Source organism: Salinispora tropica CNB-440 (assembly GCF_000016425.1).
Taxonomy (GTDB): Bacteria; Actinomycetota; Actinomycetes; order Mycobacteriales; family Micromonosporaceae; genus Micromonospora; species Micromonospora tropica.
This window is the reverse complement of sequence record NC_009380.1, coordinates 4,160,695-4,182,083: the sequence shown is the minus strand read 5'-3', so window position 1 is coordinate 4,182,083 and position 21,389 is coordinate 4,160,695. Positions and strand designations below refer to the sequence as shown.

The 21,389-nt window shown below is 70.2% G+C and carries 18 protein-coding genes; 17 read left to right on the top strand and 1 reads right to left on the bottom strand.

The features are described from left to right. Window positions 1–30: 30 nt before the first annotated feature. The 6 genes from STROP_RS18345 to prfA all read left to right on the top strand — a co-directional run bounded on the left by STROP_RS18345 (window position 31) and on the right by prfA (window position 9,882). Complete coding sequence (locus tag STROP_RS18345; RefSeq protein WP_012014855.1) at window positions 31–3,345, top strand: efflux RND transporter permease subunit; 3,315 nt, start codon at window positions 31–33, stop codon at window positions 3,343–3,345. A gap of 114 nt (window positions 3,346–3,459) precedes the next feature. Further along, complete coding sequence (locus STROP_RS18340; RefSeq protein ID WP_012014854.1) at window positions 3,460–4,701, top strand: MFS transporter; 1,242 nt, start codon at window positions 3,460–3,462, stop codon at window positions 4,699–4,701. Between the two features lie 90 nt (window positions 4,702–4,791). After that, window positions 4,792–5,736: a homoserine kinase gene (gene thrB / locus STROP_RS18335; RefSeq protein WP_018830617.1), complete on the top strand. Its 945-nt coding sequence runs from the start codon at window positions 4,792–4,794 to the stop codon at window positions 5,734–5,736. A 293-nt stretch (window positions 5,737–6,029) separates the two neighbouring features. Continuing rightward, the gene (rho, locus tag STROP_RS18330; RefSeq protein WP_080516605.1) at window positions 6,030–8,162 is read left to right on the top strand and encodes a transcription termination factor Rho; all 2,133 of its coding nucleotides are present in this window, start codon (window positions 6,030–6,032) and stop codon (window positions 8,160–8,162) included. Between the two features lie 295 nt (window positions 8,163–8,457). Then, window positions 8,458–8,682, top strand: coding sequence for a 50S ribosomal protein L31 (rpmE, locus tag STROP_RS18325; RefSeq protein WP_012014851.1), 225 nt, complete (start codon window positions 8,458–8,460; stop codon window positions 8,680–8,682). Between the two features lie 111 nt (window positions 8,683–8,793). Further along, window positions 8,794–9,882, top strand: a complete 1,089-nt coding sequence (gene prfA, locus STROP_RS18320; protein ID WP_012014850.1) for a peptide chain release factor 1 — start codon at window positions 8,794–8,796, stop codon at window positions 9,880–9,882. 64 nt (window positions 9,883–9,946) lie between these two features. Here prfA and STROP_RS18315 read toward each other — a convergent pair whose 3' ends face one another. Further along, window positions 9,947–11,497, bottom strand: coding sequence for a GGDEF domain-containing protein (locus tag STROP_RS18315; RefSeq protein WP_012014849.1), 1,551 nt, complete (start codon window positions 11,495–11,497; stop codon window positions 9,947–9,949). Window positions 11,498–11,571: 74 nt separating this feature from the next. Between STROP_RS18315 and prmC the strand changes: the two genes are divergently transcribed. From prmC to atpA, 11 genes are all read left to right on the top strand, one after another. After that, window positions 11,572–12,510: a peptide chain release factor N(5)-glutamine methyltransferase gene (prmC, locus tag STROP_RS18310; RefSeq protein ID WP_028569467.1), complete on the top strand. Its 939-nt coding sequence runs from the start codon at window positions 11,572–11,574 to the stop codon at window positions 12,508–12,510. A 108-nt stretch (window positions 12,511–12,618) separates the two neighbouring features. Then, window positions 12,619–13,263: an L-threonylcarbamoyladenylate synthase gene (locus STROP_RS18305; RefSeq protein WP_187151632.1), complete on the top strand. Its 645-nt coding sequence runs from the start codon at window positions 12,619–12,621 to the stop codon at window positions 13,261–13,263. Beyond that, window positions 13,264–13,878 carry an arsenate reductase/protein-tyrosine-phosphatase family protein gene (locus STROP_RS18300; RefSeq protein ID WP_012014846.1) on the top strand — a complete coding sequence of 205 codons (615 nt, stop codon included), beginning with the start codon at window positions 13,264–13,266 and terminating at the stop codon, window positions 13,876–13,878. It begins immediately after the preceding gene. 93 nt (window positions 13,879–13,971) lie between these two features. Beyond that, window positions 13,972–16,083 (top strand): transglycosylase domain-containing protein, encoded by a 2,112-nt coding sequence (locus STROP_RS18295; protein ID WP_012014845.1) that lies wholly within the window; start codon window positions 13,972–13,974, stop codon window positions 16,081–16,083. A gap of 134 nt (window positions 16,084–16,217) precedes the next feature. After that, window positions 16,218–16,706, top strand: coding sequence for a hypothetical protein (locus STROP_RS18290; RefSeq protein WP_012014844.1), 489 nt, complete (start codon window positions 16,218–16,220; stop codon window positions 16,704–16,706). Window positions 16,707–16,894: 188 nt separating this feature from the next. Further along, complete coding sequence (locus STROP_RS18285) at window positions 16,895–17,116, top strand: hypothetical protein (protein WP_012014843.1); 222 nt, start codon at window positions 16,895–16,897, stop codon at window positions 17,114–17,116. After that, entirely contained in the window at window positions 17,117–17,938 is an 822-nt protein-coding gene (atpB, locus tag STROP_RS18280; protein WP_018830611.1) for a F0F1 ATP synthase subunit A, read from the top strand. Window positions 17,939–18,033: 95 nt separating this feature from the next. Further along, window positions 18,034–18,258 (top strand): ATP synthase F0 subunit C, encoded by a 225-nt coding sequence (gene atpE / locus STROP_RS18275; protein WP_012014841.1) that lies wholly within the window; start codon window positions 18,034–18,036, stop codon window positions 18,256–18,258. Window positions 18,259–18,289: 31 nt separating this feature from the next. After that, on the top strand, window positions 18,290–18,817 hold the full coding sequence (locus STROP_RS18270) for a F0F1 ATP synthase subunit B (protein WP_012014840.1): 528 nt from the start codon (window positions 18,290–18,292) through the stop codon (window positions 18,815–18,817). Beyond that, window positions 18,817–19,641 (top strand): F0F1 ATP synthase subunit delta, encoded by an 825-nt coding sequence (locus STROP_RS18265; protein ID WP_012014839.1) that lies wholly within the window; start codon window positions 18,817–18,819, stop codon window positions 19,639–19,641. Before STROP_RS18270 ends, STROP_RS18265 begins: the two co-directional genes overlap by 1 nt. A 92-nt stretch (window positions 19,642–19,733) precedes the next feature. Next, window positions 19,734–21,386: a F0F1 ATP synthase subunit alpha gene (gene atpA, locus STROP_RS18260; RefSeq protein WP_012014838.1), complete on the top strand. Its 1,653-nt coding sequence runs from the start codon at window positions 19,734–19,736 to the stop codon at window positions 21,384–21,386. Window positions 21,387–21,389: the final 3 nt, after the last annotated feature.

Here is a 21,389-nt window from a genome sequence, read left to right as displayed (position 1 = left end):
ATCTTCCCGCTTCAGGAGTGAGCCCAGCCGATGTCGCTGCTCGCCAGATTCAGTCTCGCAAACAGAGGGTTGATTGCCCTTGTCGCGGTGGTCACCACGCTATTCGGAGCGTTCGCCGTACCGTCGCTGAAACAGCAACTCCTACCGTCGCTGGAGTTCCCGGCCGCCTTCATCGTGGCTACCTATCCGGGCGCCGGTCCGGAGGCTGTTGAGTCACAGGTAGCCGTGCCGATCGAGAACAGCCTGCAGGGCGTCACCGGGCTGGAGAAGATCACCTCTACCTCGCGTGAGGGATTGGCGACCATCCAGGTTGAGTACGAGTTCGGTACCGATGTGGACGAGGCGGTCAACCAGCTGGAGACCGCGCTCAACCGGGTCGTCGAGCTGCCGGAGGGGGTTGACCCGCAGGTCATCGCCGGCGGCACGGATGACCTACCGGCGGTGGTGCTCGCCGCCTCCGGCGGAGCTGACCAGCAGGCGCTCGGCGAGCAGCTGCGCGGAACTGTCCTGCCGGAACTGACCGCGATCGAGGGTGTCCGTACGGTCGACCTGACGGGCACCCGCGACGAGGTAGTGGTCATCACTCCAGATGTGGCGAAACTCACGACGGCCGGGATTCAGCCCAGCGCCTTTGGCAGGGCGTTGCAGTCCAACGGTGTCGCCATTCCGGCCGGCGCGGTTGTTGACGGCCAACAGACGCTCCCGGTGCAGGTCGGCACCCCGCTGAGCACCCTCGACGAGCTGCGCGGAGTCATCCTCACCGTGGCGCCGGCCGCCCCGGTGCGCCTCGGCGACGTGGCGACGGTCGAGGAGAGGCTCACGCCGGTCACCGCGATCACGCGTACCAACGGCCAGGACAGCCTGGGCATCGCCGTGACCGCGGCCCCGGACGGGAACGCGGTGGAGATCTCCCAGGAGATCCGGGAGCGGCTCGCGGAGCTGCGAACCGCCTCCGGTGCCGAGCTGACCGTCGTCTTCGACCAGGCCCCCTTCGTCGAGAAGTCGATCAAGGGCCTCGCCACCAAGGGGCTGATCGGCCTCGTGATGGCCGCTTTGGTGATCCTGGTGTTCCTCCTCTCGGTGCGCTCCACCGTCGTTACCGCGGTCTCCATTCCGTTGTCCGTGCTGGTCGCGCTCATCGCGCTCTGGATCGGTGACTACTCGCTCAACCTGCTCACCCTCGGCGCGTTGACCATCGCGGTCGGCCGCGTCGTAGACGATTCGATCGTGGTGCTGGAGAACATCAAACGGCATCTCGAGTACGGCGAGTCCAAGCAGGACGCCATCCGTACCGCGGTCCGCGAGGTGGCCGGTGCGGTGACCGCCTCCACCCTCACCACGGTCGCCGTGTTCGCTCCGATCGCGCTGGTCGGTGGTTTCGTCGGGCAGCTCTTCACGCCGTTCGCGATCACCGTCACGGTGGCGCTGCTCGCCTCGCTGTTGGTCTCGTTGACCCTTATTCCGGTGCTGGCGTACTGGTTCCTCCAGCCGGCTGGTCAGACGGCGGGCGAGGCGGCGGTGCGTCGGGCAGCGGAGCAGAAGGAACTGCGTAACCCGCTGCAGCGCGCGTACCTGCCGGTCATCGGCTTCGCCACCCGGGAACGGTCGACCCGATGGATCACTCTCGGCCTCGGCGTCCTGGTCCTCTTCGGCACGTTCGGCCTCTCCCGTCAGCTGGAGACGAACTTCCTCGACGACTCCGGCCAGGACACGATGACCATCACCCAGGAACTGCCGGCAGGCACCGGACTGGCGGGAACGGACGCGGCGGCCCAACAGGTGGAGGAGGCGTTGGCCGAGACCGAGGGCATCGAGACCTATCAGGTGACGGCTGGCGCGGGGGGTAACCCGTGGGCCGGTGCCGGCGGCAACAACGTGGCGACCTGGTCCCTCACCCTCGCCGACACCGACGCCGAGCAGATGCGCACGGTCCTACGCGAGAAGTTCGACGAGTTCGGTGCCGAGGCGGGTGAGTTCCGGTTCGGGGTCGGGCAGGGCGGAGCTGCTGCGAATCAGCTCGAGGTGGTCGTGCAGGCGGCCGACCCGGCGACCCGGACCCAGGCCATTGACGAGGCGTCGGCGGCGATGACGGGGCTGCCCGGCGTCGAGGATGTGACCACCAGCGTGGCCACCCAGGTTGGGCAGGTCGAGGTCAAGGTCGACCGGGCGAAGGCCGCAGCGGCCGGGCTCACCGAGGCGAGGGTCGGGCAGTTCGTCGCGCAGGCATTCCGGGGCGCCCCGCTGGGGCAGCTGACGATCGAGGGCCAGCAGCGGGAGGTGGTCCTGCAAACCGCCCAGCCGCCGGTCTCGACCGAGCAGTTGCGGGCACTGCCGGTCGGCGCGGTAACGCTGGGCGCCATCGCTGAGGTCGGTGAGGTTCTCGGCCCCCAGCAGATCACCCGGATCGACGGTGAGCGCAGTGTCTCGGTAACCGGCACGGCCACCGGCTCCGACCTCGGCGCGACCAGCCAGGAGCTGCAGGAGCGGCTGGACGCCATCGACGTCCCCGGGGCCACCTTCGTCATCGGCGGTGTCAGCGCGGATCAGGACGAGGCCTTCGCTGATCTGGGTCTGGCGGTACTCGCAGCGATCGCGATCGTCTTCCTGATCATGGTTGTGACCTTCCGTAGCCTGACTCAGGCGCTGATCCTGCTGGTCTCCGTGCCGTTCGCGGCGACCGGCGCGGTCGGGCTGCTGCTGGTTACCGGCACCCCCCTGGGCGTACCGGCGTTGATCGGTGTTCTCATGCTGGTCGGCATCGTGGTGACCAACGCAATCGTCCTGCTCGACCTGGTCAACCAGTACCGGGCGCAGGGCCTGGGGGTCCGGGAGGCGGTCGTCGAGGGCGGCCGACGCCGGCTGCGACCGATTCTGATGACCGCGGTCGCGACCATCTTCGCGCTGCTGCCGATGGCCCTCGGCCTCACCGGCGAGGGCGGGTTCATCTCGGAACCCCTGGCGATCGTGGTGATCGGTGGTCTGCTCAGCTCGACCCTGCTCACCCTGGTGCTGGTACCGACCCTGTACGTCATGGTCGAGCACGCCAAGGAGTCGGTCCGGGACTGGCGGGCCGGTCGGCGGGGGACGCGGGCCGGGGCCGAGACCTCGGTCGCTACGTCCACCTCAGCCGAGCCGGCGGCCGCCGGGCCCGGTGTGGCTTCTCCGGCGGACGCCGGGCCTGATGCGCCGGAGCCGGCGGGTCCGGGTGGTGGTGTCGCCACCGCCACCGCCAGGGAGGCGTCCGACCAATCGGCGTCCTCGCCGGCACTGGTTGAGGGAACTGACCAGTTTGAGGTGCTGCGACTGCCCAGGAGCCGGACCTCGCCGCTTCCGCCGGCGGAGTAACTCCCTGGTATGCGGACGCCCTCGACCGCTGGTCGGGGGCGTCCGCGCCGTTTCCGTGCCCCTGCTGTCCGTACGGTGACCGAAGCGCAGCACTGCGGTGGATAAGGTTCGGTGATGCCGTCCGTCCTCTCGGTCCTGCGTCGTAACCGGAACTTCCGCAAACTGCTCTTGGCCGAGCTGATGGTCTTCGGCGTCGACTGGTTTGTCATGGTGCCGTTGCTGGTGCTCCTGCCGGCGCTGACCGGCAGCGGCGTGTGGGGTGCGCTGCTGCTGGCGATGGACACCGGCGTCGTGGCGCTGCTGCTGCCGTACACCGGGGCGCTGGCGGACCGGTTCGATCGCCGCCGGATCATGATCGGTGCCAACATCGCCGCGCTGGTCGGCGTCCTGCTGCTCCTCGGCGTACGCGATGCTGGCACCGCCTGGCTGGCGTTGGTCGGGATCGGGGTGGTGGCGGTGGCCAAGGCGTTCTACTCGCCGGCCGCGCAGGCCGCCCTGCCGAACGTGCTGGACCGGGACGAGTTGGCCGCGGGCAATGCGGTCGCGGGTTCGGCGTGGGGCACGATGACGATCGTCGGGGCATCGCTGGGCGGTGTGCTGAGCAGCGTCACCGGACCGTACGTCGCCTTCTGGGCAGCTGTCGGCGGTCTGGTTCTGGCGGCGCTCCTGGCCGGGCTGATTCGCCGGCCGTTGCAGGCCCCCCGAGAGCGGGACCGGCCGGTACAGCCGACGTGGGCGGCTATCCGGGAGGCACTCGGCTACATCGGCCATCGGCCTCGGGTGCTGGCGTTGGTGACGGTTAAGTCGGCGGTCGGTCTTGGTAACGGTGTGTTGACGGTCTTTCCCTTGTTGGCAGCGACCTACGGGGCAGGCCCGATCGGCGCCGGACTGCTTTTCGCGGTACGTGGGGCGGGGGCTCTGGTTGGTCCGATCCTGATGCGACGGGTCCTGGGTAACCGGTCCTGGCTGCTGCCGGGCCTGGCCCTGTCCATGTCGCTGTACGGGCTGGCCTATCTGGGCACCTCGGCGGTGAACTGGTTCCCGCTGGTGCTCGTGTTGGTCTTTGTGGCGCACTTCGCCGGGGGGAGTAACTGGGTCATGTCCAACTACGCCCTCCAGGGGGAGGTGCCAGACCGGCTACGGGGGCGGGTCTTCGCTACCGACATGATGCTGGCTACCCTCGCTGTCTCGGTGAGCCAGTTGGTGGTGGCCTCGGTGATCGACGTGGTTGACGAACGGGTGGTGCTGGCCGGTGGCGGCCTGGTCACCCTGGTCTACGCGATCGGCTGGCGGGTGGCGACCCGCCGCCTCTCGCTGACCGAGCCGGCTGTCGAGCCGGAGTCGGCTCTGCGCTGACCTGCCGCGGGTTCTCCGCCCACTATCGCCCGAACAGGTGGGGCGGGGGCGGTGGTTCGGAACATCGGTGTGCGGTCCTAGCATGAGCACGTGTCGACCAACTTCATGCCCGGCCCGGTCCGGGTGCGAGTCGCTGCCACCAGCGCCAATCTGGGGCCGGGCTTCGACGCCGTCGGGCTCGCCCTTGGACTCTGCGACGACGTCTGCGCCGAGGTTACCGCTGGCGGTGTCACGGTGCAGGTGGTTGGCGAGGGCGCTGGTGACCTACCCAGCGACGAGCGGCATCTCGTGGTGGGCGCGATGCGGGCCACCTTTGCCGAGTGTGGCAGCCAACCGGCGGGGCTGGCGGTGGAGTGCGTCAACCGGATTCCCCAGGCGCGTGGTCTCGGCTCGTCCTCGGCAGCGATCGTAGCCGGGGTGCTGCTGGCCCGGGCGTTGGTGCCCGACGGGCAGCAGCGGCTGGACGACGCGGCCGTGCTCCGTCTCGCGGCCCAGCTCGAGGGTCACCCGGACAACGTAGCGCCCTGCCTGCTGGGTGGGTTTACCGTCGCGTGGACCGAGCCGGAGGGCGCCCGGGCGGTGTCGCTTCCGGTCGCCGCCGGGGTCCGGCCAACAGTGTTCGTGCCGACGGAGCGAGGGCTCACGGCCGCCGCGCGGGCCGCCCTGCCGGCCACCGTGCCGCACCAGGACGCGGCGCACAACGCTGGCCGGGCCGCCCTGCTGGTTCATGCTCTCAGCGTCGCGCCGGAGCTGTTGTTGCCGGCCACCGTTGACCGGTTGCACCAGGACTACCGGGCCGAGAGCATGCCGGCGACGGCCGCGCTGGTTGCCGAGCTACGCGCGGCGGATGTGCCAGCGGTGGTGTCCGGGGCTGGCCCGACTGTGCTGGCGCTGCGCGATCCCCCCGCCGACCTGGTAGCGGGGCCAGACTGGCAGGTTTGGTCGTTGCCGGTAGAGGTGCACGGCGCCAGGGTTGGGCGGGGTAGACTAGGACACGCGGAGCGGGATCCTGTTGCCGCAGGTCGGAAGAGTTGATTACGCTCTAGACTTAGCACAGCCGCGAAGCACGCGATCTTCCTGCGGGTCGGCGCACCCCCGAAGCTATCGGCGGTTTGCCCGTCACCCCTGCCTAGACACGCCGCACCGCAGTGCGCACCGGTCGCGGCAGACGGCGAGCCCGTTCTCATCACCTCGGTGAGTCGGGAAGGCGACCGGCTGCTGTGTCACCATCTCCCGCGACGCGTCCACGCGAGGCGGGTGCACCGAGGCCGCCCGGCCACCTGTATGTCGACCCCGGGCAGTCCCGGCCTATCGAGGGAAGGATTCCATTGAGCGACACCACCGACGTGACGTCGGATGTTTCCAACGTCGCTGGCGATGCCACGACCGCTGCTCCCACCCGTCGTCGGCGTAGCGGCACAGGTCTGTCGGCGATGCTGCTGCCGGAGCTTCAGAGCCTGGCCGCGTCGCTCGGCATCTCGGGCACGGCTCGCATGCGCAAGGGTGAGCTGATCAGCGCGATCACCGAGCGCCAGGGTGGCGGGGCAGCCACCGGAACCCCTCGACCGCGGGCCGAGGTTGCGGCTGCCGCGGCCCCCGCCCGGGGGGAGGTCCACGCGGAGGTCCGGGAGTCGGGCGAGCGGGCGGAGACCGAGTCGCGTCCCGCCGAGCAGCCGACGACCACCCCGACCACCGGCCGGGCCCGTGGCCGGCGTAGCCGTGCGGTCAGTGAGGCCGGTGAGGCCCGCGCTGAGACGCGACCGGAGGAGGCCGAGGCCGGCGAACGCCGGGAGCGTGGTGAAGGCCGCGGTGGCCGGGACCGTGCTGAGCGCGGCGAGCGTGCTGAGCGTGGCGAGCGTGCTGAGCGGGGCGAGCGTGCTGAGCGTGGCGAGCGTGCTGAGCGGGGCGAGCGTGCTGAGCGGGGCGAGCGTGCTGAGCGGGGCGAGCGTGCTGAGCGGGGCGAGCGTGCTGAGCGTGGCGAGCGTGCTGAGCGGGGCGAGCGTGCTGAGCGGGGCGAGCGTGCTGAGCGGGGCGAGCGTGCTGAGCGTGGCGAGCGCGGTGAGCGTGGCGAGCGTGCTGAGCGGGGCGAGCGTGCTGAGCGGGGCGAGCGCGGTGACCGTGGCGAGCGTGCTGAGCGTGGCGAGCGCGGTGACCGTGGCGAGCGTGCTGAGCGGGGCGACCGGAACGACCGTGGCCAGCGTGACAACGACGGCGAGGAGGAGAACGAGGGCGGCGGTCGGCGTGGCCGGCGCAGCCGCTTCCGGGATCGTCGGCGCGGCCGTGGCGACCGGGACGGCGACGGTGGGCGGGAGCCCCAGGTCAGCGAGGACGATGTCCTCGTCCCGGTAGCGGGCATCATCGATGTGCTCGACAACTACGCCTTCGTCCGGACCACCGGCTATCTGGCCGGGCCGAATGACGTTTACGTCTCTATGTCCCAGATTAAGCGGTACGGTCTGCGGCGTGGTGACGCGATCACCGGTGCCGTCCGCGCGGCGCGGGAGGGCGAGCAGCGGCGGGACAAGTACAACCCGCTGGTCCGGCTGGACACCATCAACGGGATGGAGCCGGAGGAAGCGAAGCGCCGGCCGGAGTTCTATCGACTCACCCCGCTCTACCCGCAGGAGCGGCTGCGGCTGGAGAGCGAGCCGCACATCCTCACCACTCGGGTGATCGACCTGGTGATGCCGATCGGCAAGGGCCAGCGGGCGCTTATCGTTTCGCCGCCCAAGGCCGGCAAGACGATGGTGTTGCAGGCGATCGCGAACGCGATCACCCACAACAACCCGGAGTGCCACCTGATGGTGGTGTTGGTGGACGAGCGTCCAGAAGAGGTCACCGACATGCAGCGGTCGGTGAAGGGCGAGGTCGTCGCGGCAACCTTCGACCGGCCGCCGCAGGACCACACCACCGTCGCCGAGTTGGCGATTGAGCGGGCGAAGCGCCTGGTCGAGCTGGGCCACGACGTGGTCGTGCTGCTGGACTCGGTGACGCGGCTTGGTCGGTCGTACAACCTGGCGGCGCCGGCCAGCGGCCGGATCATGTCGGGTGGTATCGACTCCACCGCGTTGTACCCGCCGAAGCGGTTCCTGGGTGCGGCCCGCAACATCGAAAACGGTGGTTCGCTGACCATCCTCGCCACCGCGCTGGTGGAGACCGGTTCGACGGCGGACACGGTCATTTTCGAGGAGTTCAAGGGCACCGGTAACGCGGAGCTGAAGCTGGATCGGAAGATCGCCGACAAGCGGACCTTCCCGGCCATCGACATCCACCCGTCCGGTACGCGTAAGGAGGAGATCCTGCTCGCGCCGGAGGAGCTGGCCATCGTCCACAAGCTCCGGAAGGTGCTGCACGCGCTGGACTCACAGGCCGCGCTGGACCTGCTGCTGGACCGGCTCAAGAAGTCGCGGACCAACATCGAGTTCCTGATGCAGATTGCGAAGTCGACGCCAGGGGAGTGAGCCCCAGGTCAGCCCGGGGCGCGGCCGGTGGGTCGCGCCCCGGTGACACCGGCGACACCGCAGCGGATGGTCTCCACGCCTGGAGCTGAACCGCCGGGGCGAATGCTCGGCGGCGGGTCGGGAATGCGGTGGTACGGGCCGGCGTTTGCGCTGCCAGCCCCGCAGCCCGCCTGCCGAGCCGACCTGACCCCGTGGCAGACTGGTTAGTCGGCCACCGGTTCCGGTTCACGCCCTGTCCGTGGTACACCCCGCGGCCGGGCGACCCGGCGACCACCAACGAGAGGACCGAGGCGACATGAAGCCCAACAGCCACCCGGAGTACGTGACCACGGAGGTCGCCTGCTCCTGTGGTAACACCTTCACCACCCGCAGCACCGCCAAGGGCGGTTCAATCCACGTCGAGACGTGCAGCGCCTGCCATCCGTTCTACACCGGTAAGCAGCGTGTTCTGGACACCGCCGGCCGGGTGGCCAAGTTCCAGCAGAAGTACGCCAAGGTTCAGGCCAAGAAGGGCAAGTAACGCCCAACTCGGCGCCCGTGTCCGGTCTTCGTCCGGACACGGGCGCCGTCCGCATTCCGCCCCGACTCGGGGCATCGCTGTCCAGCGCCGTTGTCAAAGGAGTAGCTGTCCATGAGTAGCGAGCGTCTGGTCACCCTCCTCGACGAGTACGCGGAGTTGGAGAACCGGCTGGCCGACCCGGCGATTCACGCCGACCAGAACACGGCTCGTCGAGTCGGCCGGCGGTACGCGGAGCTGGTGCCGCTGCACAAGGCCGCCACCGAGTTGACGCAGGCCCGGGCCGACCTGGCGGCGGCGAAGGAGCTGGCGGCCGAGGATCCAGCCTTCGCTGCCGAGGCCGAGGCGATCGCGGCGACCCTGCCGGCGTTGGAGGAGTGCCTCGCCGAGCTGTTGATCCCGCGGGACCCGCACGACGCCAAGGACGTCATCGTCGAGATCAAGGCGGGGGAGGGCGGCGAGGAGTCGGCACTCTTCGCCGGCGACCTGCTGCGGATGTACACCCGGTACGCCGAGCGCTGTGGCTGGCTGGTCGAGGTGATCGACGCGCAGGACTCCGACCTGGGCGGCGTGAAGGACGTCTCGCTGGCCATCAAGAGCAAGGGAGTTCCGGAAGGCGGCAACGGGGTGTGGTCCCGACTCAAGTGGGAGGGCGGCGTGCACCGCGTGCAGCGGGTGCCGGTCACTGAGTCGCAGGGCCGCATCCACACCAGCGCGGCCGGCGTACTGATGCTGCCGGAGGCCGAGGAGATCGACGTAACGATCGACCCGAACGAGCTTCGGATCGATGTGTTCCGCTCTTCTGGTCCTGGTGGTCAGTCGGTGAACACGACCGATTCGGCGGTCCGGATCACGCACCTGCCGACCGGCATCGTCGTCTCCTGCCAGAACGAGAAGTCCCAGCTGCAGAACCGCGAGCAGGCGATGCGGATCCTGCGGGCCCGACTCCTGGCGGTGGCGCAGGAGCAGGCCGATGCCGCCGCCTCCGACGCGCGTAAGGCGCAGGTACGGACGGTGGATCGCTCGGAGCGGATCCGCACCTACAACTTCCCGCAGAACCGGATCACCGACCACCGGATCGGCTACACGGCGTACAACCTGGACCTGGCGCTCGCGGGAGAGCTTGACGGAGTGCTGGCAGCGCTCGCTGAGGCAGACCGGGCAGCCCGGCTGGCGGGTGACACGGACCTGGGCCGCCGCTGACACCGCCGGCCCGCCCCGGGCAGGCACCCTCCGCGGACCGTACGCGAGCCTGCCCCGCGGGCCATCAGGAGGCGCGGGGGCGGGTCTTGGCGCGTAGCATCTCCCGGTCGGCGGTCTCGAAGGCGAGGCTCAGGGCGTCCGGTACGTCAGGGCCGGTGGCGGCCACCTCGGCGAAGCCGATGCTGACCCCGACCGGGGTGCCGGGCACGAGGGACTCCCAGTCCTCGGTCCGCACGGCGGACTTGATCCGGCGCGCCACCTCCTCCGCCTCGGCCATGTCCGTACCGGGTAGCACCACGACGAACTCGTCGCCACCGTAGCGGGCCACGAAGTCGTCGCGCCGCATCACCCGGTTTACCACTCCCGCGACGCGCTGCAGGACCAGGTCGCCGGAGTGGTGCCCGTGGTACGTGTTCACCGCCTTGAATCCATCCAGGTCGCAGACGCCGATCACCACCCGTTTCCCCTGGGCCATCACGGCGGCGATGTACCGCTCGAGCCGGCGTCGATTGGGTAGCCCGGTCAGCGGGTCGGTGAGTGCCTCTCCCTCGAAGCGGGCGGCCTCGCGGCGCATCTCCTCGTGGTCGATGCGGGCGGCGATCCCGTCGATGTAGACGTCCCGAAGCCGATCGTTGCGGTGCGCGGCGAGCCGGAACGCCCGCCGGTCGGCGCGGTGCGCGGCGACGTGTTCCCCGGCCCGGCCCAGCGCGATGCTGCGTAGCCGTTCGGGCTCGGCCGCGCCCAGGGTCTCGGTGGAGACCTGCACGGTGTCCAGCCGGGTGACCGCCTCGATCGGGCGGTCGGCCGCGATGGCCAGGCAGACCTCGCCGAGTTGGAGCATGTCGCGCGCCCGGGCACTGTCGCCGCCGTGGCACAGCAGACGGGCCGGGGCGCCGTCTGTTCCCACCTCCAGCCGGTCACCCAGGGCGGCCTGCCGTGCTGCGGCGTAGCCGTACGCGGCGAGGCTGCTGGGGCGGAGCCGCCCGGCCTGTCCGGTGTGCAGGAACTGCTCCAGATCGCTGGCGACGTCGCGGAGCACCCGCAGGCAGCCGTCGCTGTCACCGGTGTGGTCCAGCGCGACGGCGTTGCGTAGTCGGATCCCGGGGGCGGCGAAGGTCTCCGCCGGGATGCCGGCGGCGAGCCCGAGCTGTCGGGCCCGCTCGATCGCGCCCAGCGCGTACCCGTGGAAGCTGAGGTAGGAGTAGGCCATCGCGAGGTCGTGCCAGCCCCACGCGGTGTCCCGGTCGGGGTCCTCGACGGCGCCCAGCGCGCGAGCGGCCCGCACCAGATGCATGACACAGCGGTCCAGGGCGCCCTGGTGGTGGGCGGCGAGCGCGGCGAGTGCGTGGAGGTGCCCGTGGGGGTACGGCTCGGTGAGGTCCCGGACGGCGCTGGTGGCCTCCTCGATGGCCCGGGTGTACTCCGCGGTGCGACCCAGGTTGACCACCGCGGAGAGGCGTTGCACCAGGGCGTCGGCCCGGGCGTACCGGTCGGTGGTGGTGGCGAGCACGCCCGAGAGGATGCGGTACGCCTCGGCGGAGCGGCTCGACTCCTGTAGCCCGCGTGCCCGTTTCAGGGTGTCAACCTGGTCGCCGACCTGGTCCAGCCAACCCACCCGCGACCCTCCTGTCTGTGTGCGCCTGACCGCACCGGCTCGTGGTCGGATGCGCGACGCCTCATGATTATGGCGTGAGCACTTTGTCGCAACAGCCGTCCGAAGGGACGAATCGGGAGCGACCCACCCTGGCGGTCGTCCGGGCCGCCCGGGTGCTGGCCGACGCCGGGGTCGAGGGGCCCCGTGGGGAGGCGGAGGTGCTGGCCGCGTACGTGCTGGGAGTGCCGCGTGGTCGGCTGGCGCTGGCCGACGGGCTCAGCCCGGACCAGCGTCGCCGGTTCGATGCGTTGGTGGCCCGGCGAGCTGACCGGGAACCGTTGCAGCACCTCACCGGCAGCGCACCTTTTCGGCATCTCGAACTGGCGGTCGGCCCGGGTGTCTTCGTGCCTCGTCCGGAGACGGAGTTACTCGCCGGGTGGGGCGTCGAGCAGGCACGCCGGGAGGCAGCACCGTTGGTCGTGGACCTGTGCAGCGGTTCCGGGGCGATCGCTCTGGCGGTGGCGCAGGAGGTCCCGGCGGCCCGGGTGGTTGCGGTGGAAGGCTCCCCGGCGGCGCTGTCGTGGCTGCGGCGAAACGCGACCAGCCGGGCCGCCGTCGGTGATCGGCCGGTTGAGGTGGTGGCCGCTGATGTCACGGCGTCGGACCTGCTCGACGATCTCTTGGGGCGGGTGGACGTGCTGCTGTGCAACCCGCCGTACGTACCGGCGGGCGTGGTGGTGCCGCCGGAGGTCAGCCGGCATGATCCGGCCCGTGCGGTCTTCGCCGGCATGGACGGGTTGGCCGTCATCCGGCCGGTGGTGCCCCGGGCGGCGGTGCTGTTACGGCCCGGGGGCCGGCTCGGGATCGAGCACGACGACACGCAGGGCGCGGCGGTGCCCGGGCTGCTGGCCGGGGATGGCCGGTACGACTCGATCGCCGACCACGCCGACCTCGCCGGCCGGCCCCGATTCGCTACCGCGACCCGGCGGCGGCGCACCGTGGACCCGCGAGACTCCGGTGGCGCTGGCGGGTAGGCCGGTGAACTCGCCCACCTCCAGGGCGGGGGCGGAGCGCGCGTGTTCCGTCACCCGGGCACGGCCGGCACACCGCCCGGACTCGGGCGTGGCAGACTGCTGCTCGTGATGCTCTACGACTGCCGGTCGCCCGCCGACCGGGACCGCGGCATCGCGGCAGCCATCAAGGCGATCCGCGACGGCGAGTTGGTCGTCCTGCCGACCGACACGGTCTATGGGATCGGGGCGGACGCGTTCACTCCGCACGCGGTCAAGGCCCTGCTCGACGCCAAGGGCGGCCAGCCGGTGCCGCCACCGGTGCTGATCGGCTCCCGGCACACCCTGGATGGTCTGGTCTTCTCGTTGCCCAGCGCGGCCCGTGACCTGGTGGAGGCCTTTTGGCCGGGCGCGTTGACCATCGTGGTCGAGCACTCGCCCAGCCTGCGCTGGGATCTGGGGGAGACGTCGGGCCGGGTCGCGGTGCGGATGCCGTTGCATCCGGTCGCGCTGGAGGTCCTTCGGGAGACCGGGCCGATGGCGGTGGCCTCGGCGAATACGGCTGGCCTGCCCGCAGCCACCACCGCCGAGGCGGCCCGCGGTCAGCTCGCCTACTCGGTGCGCACGTACCTGGAGGCGGGGCCGGCGGTGGATCCGGTGCCGAGCACGATCGTGGACCTGACCGGGGCGGTGCCCCAGCTAATCCGGGCCGGTGCGATCGACCTGGACCGGCTGCGCGATGTGGTGCCGGACATCATCTCGAGTCGGGTGGCCTGAGTGCCGCCGTTTACCGTTCTCCACGTCTGTATGGGCAATATCTGTCGCTCTCCGATGGCTGAGCGACTGCTGGTCTTGGCTGCCCGGGAGCGGCTGGCGCGGCGCGGTGACGCCGCACCGGGGCTCGTCGATGATCTGCTGCACAGTCACAGCGCCGGCACCGGCGGCTGGCACGCCGGTGAGGAGATGAACCCGCCGGCGGCCCGACAGGTGACCGGGCGGGGCGGTGACACGGAGGGCTTCGCGGCCCGCAAGCTGCGTTCGGAGTATATCGACGCCGCTGACCTGGTGCTTACCGCGACCGCCGATCAGCAGGAGTTCGTGTCGGTGTTACGTCCGGACGCGGGCTCCCGCACCTTTGTGCTGGGTGAGTTCGGCCGCTTGCTGCCCGCGGTGGACCTGGCTGGTCTGCCGGCGGCCGGGGTGACCCCCGCCGCCGTGTACGCGCGCGGCGTGGCGCTGGTCGAGGCGGTCGACGCCGTTCGGGCGGGGGCTGGGCCGCTGGCCGCGGATGACCTCGACGACCCGTGGGGGCGGGGCGACCAGTGCTTCGGCCGGGTCGCGGACGAGGTCGAGGAGACGGTGCGTCCGCTGGCGGCGGCGCTGTTGCCGTAACCCACCCGGGTTAACCACCAGCGGAACAAGGCGGACAAGAGGTGCATTCAGGTCATTCTTAACGGGTCCTGCCGGCTCCTGCGGGGAGAGCTGATGACCCGGGCACACCTGAACAAGCTCATGACCGTCCTGCTCGCCGGCCTCCTGGCTGGCCTCGGGCTCGCGGTGGCGGCTCTGCCCGCCGCCCTGGTGTACGGAGTCGGCCTCTCGGCGCTCGCCGCGCCCTACACGGAGCTGCCGAACACCCTGCGGACGCCGCCGACCCCCCAGCGGTCCAACCTGTATGCCAACGACGGCAGTACGTTGATCACCTCCTTCTACCAGGAGGACCGGGTGGACGTGCCGCTGCACGAGGTGGCGCCGGTGATGCGTCAGGCGATACTCGCCGCCGAGGACGCCCGCTTCTACCAGCACCGTGGGGTGGACCTACGCGGCGTGGTCCGGGCGTTCACCGCCAATCAGCGCGACGGTGCGGTCCGGCAGGGGGCGTCCACCTTGACCATGCAGTACGTCCGCAACGTGCTGGCCAGCGACCCGCGCCTGACCGAAGCGCAGCGCAAGGCCGCCACCGAGGTCACCTCCGCGCGCAAGGTGCAGGAGGTGCGGTATGCGTTGGCCCTGGAGCGGGAGCTGAGCAAGGACGAGATCCTCGCCCGCTACCTCAACATCGCGTACTTCGGTGCCGGGGCGTACGGGGTGGCGGCCGCGAGTAAGCGCTACTTCACCAAGTCGCCGGCGAACCTGACCCTGGCCGAGGCGGCGTTGCTCGCCGGGCTGGTCCAGTCTCCGCACACCGACGATCCGCTCAACGGGGACGCCGACGCCGCGTTGCAACGCCGGGCGTACGTACTGGACCAGATGGTCGAGAGTGGTCAGCTTGCCGCGGACGACGCGACCCGGGCGGCGGCTGAACCGCTCCGGCTGCGCCCCACCGAGACGCCGAACGACTGCGCGGCGGTGCCGGCGGAGCAGAACGACTGGGCCTTCTTCTGCGACTGGTTCACCCGTTGGTGGAACTCTCAGGAGGCGTTCGGATCGACGGTGGACGAGCGGCAGCTCGCCCTGCGCCGAGGCGGCTACGAGATTGTGGCGTCGCTGGACCCGGCGGTGCAGCAGGCCGCGATCGGGCAGGTGCGGCAGATCTACTCGGAAAACCACCGGTACGCGCTGCCGACCGCCGTGGTCCAGCCCGGTACGGGGCGGGTGCTCGCCATGGCGGTCAACCGTAACTACGGTGTGCAGGCGAACCCGGACGGGTGGAAGAACCGCCCGAACACGGTCAACCAGTTGGTCGCTGGCGGCGGCGCGATCCAGGGCTACCAGGCCGGGAGCACGTTCAAGCTGTTCACCGTTCTGGCCGCGGTGGAGGCCGGGCTGCCACTGAACACCGTCTTCGACGCGCCCGATCGGATCGTCACCCGCTTCCCGGTCAGCGGTGAGGCGAGCTGTGACGGGAACTGGTGCCCCCGCAACGCCAGCTCGTCGGTGGATGGCGAGCACACCATGTGGAGCGCGTTCGGCAAGTCGGTCAACACCTACTTCGCCTGGTTGACCGAGCGGGTCGGCGCGGATCGGGTGGTGGAGATGGCCGAGCGGCTGGGCATTGTGTTCCGGGCGCCCGGGGACGAGCAGCTTGCCCGGCACGGCGCCCGAGAGTGGGGTCCGTTCACGCTGGGTGTCTCGGCGACAACTCCGTTGGACCTGGCGAACGCGTACGCCACCATCGCGGCCGAGGGGCGGTGGTGTGCGCCGCTACCGGTGGTGCGGATTACCGACGCGGCCGGTCGGACGGTCACGGCCGGGGCGCCGGACTGCCGGCAGGTGGTGGCCCGGGACGTGGCCCGGGCAGCGGTGGACGCCGCGCGCTGTCCGGTCGGGGATCAGTCGATGTACCGAGGCTGTGAGGGGGGTACCGCACAGGAGCTGCGCTCCCGGTTGGGACGCCCGGTCGCCGGCAAGACCGGCAGTTCGGAGGGGTACGGCACGGAGTCCATCGTCGCCGTCACACCACAGCTCGCGGTGGCAGCGATCGCTACCAATCCGGACAATCCACGCGATGCTGTGGGGCACGCGGTCCAGGCGCGGATGGCCGACGGGGTGGTGGAGCTGATGTCCGTCGCTCTACGGGGCCAGCCCCCTCGGGACTTCGTCCCGCCGAGCGAGGTAACCGCCTTCGACGTCACCCGTACCCGGATCGGGGACTAGGGGCCCCGAGCTCCCCGGGGCGGGAGATCCCGTCGGCGTACCGGTGGGGCGGCAGGCGCTCGCCGTGTGCCCCGTCGCACCGGTCACCTGGCGTCGCGCGGCTGCCGGCTCGGGGGCCAATAGACTGTGGTGCTGTGAACACCGAGACGACGCCGACCTCCCCGGGGCGGGACGACGACCAGCTGCGGGTGACCGATCCGGGCGCGGGGGAGCCGGGCGCGATTCGCGCGCGGCTGCCGTACCTGCGGCTGCCCCTGGCCGCGTGCGCCCTCTTCGCGGTCGCCGCGGTACCGGTCGCGGCGGTCGTCCGCGGCACCACCTCCGCCATCGCGGTGGCGGCGGGGATCGCGCTCGTGGTCGCGAGCTACCTGGTCTCCGGTCTCTCGGTGGCCTGGGCGGACGCGGTCAGCCCGCGGTTGATCATGTCGGTTGGGCTGGTCACCTACGCCACGAAGATTGTCGTGTTGGGTGTGGTGATGGCGGCGGTCGCCGCGACTGGTTGGGCCGGACTGCCGGACATGGGGGTGGCGATCATCGCTGCCGTGGTGGTCTGGACGGCCGCCCATCTGACCTGGGCACTCCGCGTTCCGTTACCCACAGTCGACTCGTCGTCACAGAACTGAGACGGCCGGCGGCCGGACGCCCCTGGTGGACGACGGGCGTTTACCCGACGTTTTGATGTCCTGTGCGGCGTGTCGGACAGGAGTAGGCTGGCCCAGATTGACGCGCCAGCCGCCGCCCGCACGCCGCCCTGCAGTGTGGGGGGTGCCGCGCACTCCTGCGTGCTACGGCTGATAATGTACGCGTCGTAATGGCCGACAACCCAAACCGCGAGCCGTCCGACGCGCACTCGTCGGAGGGTGTGGCGGGTGCCGTGCTTGGCTACCTCCTCGCCGGCATCCTGGTCTGGGGATTTCTTGGCTGGTTGGCAGAGCGCTTCCTCGGCGTGCCGGCCGGCGTGGGGATCGCCGTCGGCATGATGCTCGGCGCAGCCGCAGCGATCTACCTGATCATGAAGAGGCTCGGTGCCTGAGTGTCGGCACGCGCCGGTCTGTCGAGTGTGGAGGATGACACGGTGAGCGGACAGCTGGTCGTCGCCCAGGACCTTCCCTGGCCCCCCAGCGTCAATGACTTCTACCCGCCAGCGGTGGCTGGACCGTGGGTCACGAAGTTCACCCTCATGGTCTGGCTGGCCGTCGGGCTGGTGATCGTCTTCTACATGGCCACCTACCGGAATCCGAAGCTGGTCCCCAGCAAGGGGCAGTGGCTGGCCGAGTCGGTCTACGGGTTGGTTCGGGACAACATCGTCCGGGAGCAGATGGGCAATGCCGGAATCCGGTTCGCCCCCTACTTCACGGTGCTCTTCAGCTTTATTCTGGTTACCAACATCTTCAGCATCGTTCCCGGGCTGCAGATCTCGCCGAACGCGCACATCGCCTTCCCGATCGTGCTCTCGGTGATCTCCTACGTGCTCTACCTCGCGGTCGGGATCCGCAAGCACGGTCTCCTCAAGTACCTCAAGATGAGCCTGATCCTGCCGGGCGTGCCGTGGCCGATGCACTTCCTGCTGATCCCGATCGAGTTCCTGCAGAACTTCGTCGTGCGGCCGGTTACCCTGGCCCTCCGGCTCTTCGCCAACATGTTCGCCGGGCACCTGCTCCTGCTGGTCTTCACCGTCGGTGGCTTCGTGATGCTCTCCGCGGACAACCTCTTCGTTCAGGTGACCTCGGTCTTCTCCTTCGCGATGGCGATCGTGATGGCCTTCTTCGAGGCGCTGGTGGCCGTGCTGCAGGCGTACGTCTTCGTCACGCTGTCCGCCAACTACGTCGGCACCTCGCTCGCCGAGGAGCACTGAGATCCCGCTCGGCGGGCTGCCCGGCCCGACCAAGCTCTCTGGTACAAACCCCGAACGCGTGAGCCCTCACGTGTGAGCTAGGAGGAATACCCGCAATGGACGTTCTCGCCCTCGAAGGCAGCATCAACACCGTCGGCTATGGCCTCGCCGCCATCGGCCCCGGTATCGGTGTCGCGCTGGTCTTCGCGGCCTACATCCAGGCCAGCGCCCGCCAGCCGGAGTCCGCCGGCTTCAACCGCACCTGGCTGGTCCTGGGCTTCGCTCTGGTCGAGGCGCTCGCCCTCTTCGGCCTGGTGCTCGCCTTCGCCATCGGCGGCTGACGAGTACCCTTCCCCGACCCGGAGGTCTGACATGTTTCTCGCCGCCGAAGGCTCGCACAATCCGATCCTGCCGATCTGGCAAGAGCTCGTCGTCGGGACCATCGCCTTCGCCCTACTCGTCTTCGTGCTGCTGAAGTTCGTCATGCCACGCATGGAGACGATGTACCAGGCGCGGGTGGACGCGATCGAGGGCGGCCTCAAGCGCGCCGAGGCTGCTCAGGCCGAGGCCAACCAGCTGCTCGAGCAGTACCGGGCCCAGCTGGCCGAGGTGCGCACCGAGGCGGCCCGGATCCGGGACGACGCCCGCGCCGACGCGGAGGGCATCCGGCAGGACATCCTCGCCAAGGCGCGGGAGGAGTCCGACCGGATCATCGCCGCGGGCAAGGAGCAGCTCGTCGCCGAGCGGACCACGATCGTGCGCGAGCTGCGTACCGAGGTCGGCACGCTCGCGGTGGACCTGGCCGGCAAGATCGTTGGTGAGTCCCTCGCCGACGAGGCGCGCCGTGCGGGCACCGTCGACCGGTTCCTGAACGGTCTCGAGAGCGCGGGGGCCCGCTGATGCAGGCCGCCACCAGCCGGGAGTCGTACAAGATCGCGGCCGACCGCCTCGACGAGTACGTCCGGGGCGCGGAGTCTTCGGCGGTGGCCACCACCGCCGAAGATCTTCTCTCCGTCGCCGACCTGCTCCGGCGTGAGCCACGGCTACGTCGGGCCCTCGTTGACCCGGCTCGCTCCGGTGCGGACCGGGCGGACCTGCTCGCCGGAATCCTCGGCGGGAAGGTCGGCGGGGACGCGCTCGACCTGCTGACCACCCTGGTCTCACATCGTTGGTCGGCCCCGTCGGAACTCCTCGACGGCGCCGAGCGGCTCGGTGTGGCCGCGCTGCTGGCCGCTGCGGACAAGGCGGGCGACCTCGGCGAGGTCGAGGACGAACTGTTCCGTTTCGGTCAGGTCGTGGCCGGCCAGTCGACGCTCTCCAACGTGCTGTCGGACCCGGCGGCCCCGGCCGCGCAGCGGGCCACCCTCGCCGGTGAGCTGCTCGCCGGCAAGGCCCGCCCGGTCACCGTCCGGCTGGTCGAGGTGGCGCTGGGTGGGTTCGGCGGACGCTCCTTCGTCGGGGCACTCACCCGGTTGGTCGAGCTCGCCGCCGACCAGCGGGACCGACAGGTGGCGTACGTGACCGTCGCGGCCCCGTTGGGTGCGGAGGAGGAGCGACGCCTGGTCGCCAGCCTCTCTGCCATCTACGGTCGCGAGGTGACCGTCAAGCAGTCGGTCAACCCCGAGGTCCTCGGTGGTGTCAGCGTCCAGGTTGGTTCCGACCTGTACGACGGTACCGTCCTGCGTCGTCTCAACGAATCCCGTAACGCGCTCGCTAAGCGCTGAGCCGGAACTGCCGCGCCAGCGCCCTGACCAGACGTCATTCGGACCGGTCGGTACTAGGTATCCCGGGCCCCTGATACTTAAGGAAGCAGAGGATGGCCGAGCTGACCATCTCGACGGAGGAGATCCGCGGCGCGCTGGAGCGCTACGTCTCCTCCTACAGCGCCGACGTGTCCCGCGAGGAGGTCGGCACCGTCGCTGACGCCGGCGACGGCATCGCCCACGTCGAGGGCCTGCCCTCGACCATGACCAACGAGCTGCTCGAGTTCGAAGACGGCACGATCGGTGTGGCGCTGAACCTCGACGTCCGGGAGATCGGTGTCGTCGTCCTCGGCGACTTCGCCGGCATCGAGGAGGGGCAGCGCGTCAAGCGCACCGGCCGGGTGCTCTCGGCTCCGGTCGGCGACGCCTTCCTCGGCCGCGTGGTCAACGCGCTCGGCGAGCCGATCGACGGCCTCGGCGACATCCCGAACGAGGGCTTCCGGGAGCTGGAGCTCCAGGCCCCGAACGTGATGTCCCGGAAGTCGGTCGACGAGCCGCTGCAGACCGGCATCAAGGCCATCGACGCGATGACGCCGATCGGTCGGGGCCAGCGTCAGCTGATCATTGGTGACCGGAAGACCGGCAAGACCACCGTCGCCCTGGACACCATCCTCAACCAGCGGGACAACTGGCGCTCCGGTGACCCGAAGAAGCAGGTCCGCTGCATCTACGTCGCCGTCGGCCAGAAGGCCTCCACGATCGCCTCGATCAAGGGCGTGCTGGAGGAGGCGGGCGCGATGGAGTACACCACCATCGTGGCCTCCCCGGCGTCCGACCCGGCCGGCTTCAAGTACCTCGCCCCGTACACCGGCTCGTCGATCGGGCAGCACTGGATGTACGGCGGCAAGCACGTCCTCATCGTCTTCGACGACCTGAGCAAGCAGGCCGAGGCGTACCGGGCCGTGTCGCTGCTGCTGCGCCGCCCGCCGGGCCGTGAGGCGTACCCGGGTGACGTCTTCTACCTGCACTCCCGGCTGCTGGAGCGCTGCGCGAAGCTCTCCGACGAGATGGGTGGCGGCTCGATGACCGGTCTGCCGATCATCGAGACCAAGGCGAACGACATCTCGGCGTTCATCCCCACCAACGTCATCTCCATCACCGACGGCCAGATCTTCCTGGAGACCGACCTGTTCAACCAGGGCGTCCGGCCGGCGATCAACGTCGGCACCTCGGTCTCCCGGGTCGGCGGCTCCGCGCAGGTGAAGCCGATGAAGAAGGTTTCCGGCTCACTGCGGTTGAACCTGGCCCAGTACCGGGAGCTGGAGGCGTTCGCCGCCTTCGCCTCGGATCTGGACAAGGCCTCCCGGGCCCAGCTGGAGCGGGGGTCCCGCCTGGTCGAGCTGCTCAAGCAGCCGAACTACACGCCCTTCCCGGTGCAGGATCAGGTCGTCTTGGTCTGGGCTGGTGTCGAGGGCAAGCTGGATGACATCCCGGTCGGCGAGATCGGCCGCTTCGAGTCCGAGTTCCTCCAGTACCTGCGGCACAAGCACGAGGGAGTCCTCGCGCAGATCGCCGGCGGCACCTGGGGCGACGAGGTCATCGCCTCCCTGGACGCGGCGATCAGCGACTTCAAGAAGCTCTTCCTGGGCAAGGAGGACGAGCTGCGGATCAACGAGCCGGCCGCCGAGCCGCTGGCCGGTGAGGAGGACCGGGAGACGGTGACCCGGTTCCACGACGACGCGACCGACCGTCCGGCCGGAAGCTGACCG